Origin of the sequence: Metabacillus idriensis, from assembly GCF_009674765.1 — a bacterium.
Taxonomy (GTDB): domain Bacteria; phylum Bacillota; class Bacilli; order Bacillales; family Bacillaceae; genus Bacillus_P; species Bacillus_P idriensis.
The window spans coordinates 1-1,697 of the sequence record NZ_WKKF01000030.1; the positions used below are offsets into that span (position 1 = coordinate 1).

Below are 1,697 nucleotides of genomic sequence, written 5' to 3' on the forward strand. Positions count from 1 at the left end.
GCCGAGTTATCATGAACGAAACTAGCTCCTTACTCGTAACATCGTAGGTTAATTTGGTTAAACTGTTTTCACAAAATGAAAACCAAATCAGAGCTACATTACGGAAGGAGCTAGTTATTATGAAGGATGCCATGAAATACGTAGGTTTAGACGTATCAAAAGAAAAAATTGCGGTCGCGATCGCAGAAGAGGGACGCGATGCACCTCGATACTGGGGAGTGATTGACCATACACCGGAGGCCGTAAAAAAGGTCATGAAAAAGTTGGGAAAGGCCGAAAATCTTCGCGTATGTTATGAAGCTGGCCCGACAGGTTATGCCTTATACAGGCTGTTATCGGATATGGGGATTCATTGTGAGGTAATTGCTCCATCGCTCATCCCTCAAAAGCCCGGAGAGCGCATCAAAACGGATCGCCGGGATGCCATTCGATTGGCTCAATTATATCGTGTAGCCGAGTTAACTTCCATTTATATTCCAAACCCGGATGATGAAGCATTACGAGACCTTGTCCGTTGTAGAGAAGACGCAAAAGAAGATGAGTTAAGGGCCAAACACCGATTAAGTAAATTTCTACTTCGGAATGATCTGAAGCCTCCTGCTGGAGTAAATAAATGGACAGTAAAATATTTTCATTGGCTGGATAAGGTGAAATTTGAGAATGTTCATCTGCGAGTGGTCTTTCAAGAATATTATCATCAGCTCAAAGAACTGAAACAGCGCATCCTGCGATTAGAAGAAGAAATTAACATTCACGCAAAAGAAGGGATACATGCCGAAAAAGTTCAAGCTCTTCAATCATTAAGAGGAATAGCGCTTATTACGGCGACAAGTATTGTAGCTGAAATTGGTTCTTTTAAGCGTTTCTCAACCCCCCGACAATTTATGGCCTACGTTGGATTGATCCCTAGCGAATATTCAAGTGGAGAAAAAAGAAAACAAGGAAACATTACGTAAACAGGGAATCGACATGTTCGGCGCTTACTTGTTGAATCGGCGTGGAGTTATCGCTATCAGCCAGCTGTAAAGGGAGAACTTAAGAAGCGTATAAACGGTCAATCACCAGCCATTCAATCCATCTCATGGAAAGCACAAAATCGTCTTCACAAGAAATATTACAGGTTATTGTCCAAAGGGAAAAACGGGGGTAAGGCTGTAACGGCAGTTGCGAGAGAATTAGCCGGCTTTATCTGGGCGGTGATGCAGGAAGTAGAAGAGCTACCTAACACAAATTCATGATCGTATCTCACAGTTCATAATGTATTGTACAGAAAAATTGAAGAATGAGAATAGGGCTCGAAGGCAAAGAGAAAACCGGAAAGGAAAACCCACGTGCCTCCTCTGTGCTAAGTCGAAAGAGATGAATGCACGCGCCGAGTTAGTGGAACAGTCCTTTATACGGAAAGATAAAATGTGAAAACCCACGAATATCAGAGTGCTAACCGCAGTTGAGATTTTTGCCTTCGTGCCGTGTTCTTACCTTCAATCTTACTCGAAGAAAAGGAGGAAGAGTTCACGCTTCTTTAGCTGAAAAAGGGTTTCACCCTCAGATTAGTAGGTAGGCTAAAGAAGAAGATTATCTAGCCAGGATGGCTTTATCTCTTACGAAAAGAAGCTTAAAACGCTTCTCTTCTTAAAGATGTCCAAAAAAAGGTCTGCGGGAGGAGCCTTGACAGTTTCGTTCATATCAGGAGGCTC

General features: G+C 42.6%; 1 protein-coding gene. It reads left to right on the top strand.

What is annotated here, in order from left to right; translation table 11 throughout:
- Nucleotides 1-119: 119 nt before the first annotated feature.
- Nucleotides 120-956, top strand: a complete 837-nt coding sequence (locus GJU41_RS24410) for an IS110 family RNA-guided transposase (RefSeq protein WP_249043014.1) — start codon at nt 120-122, stop codon at nt 954-956.
- The last annotated feature ends 741 nt before the right edge of the window (nt 957-1,697 follow it).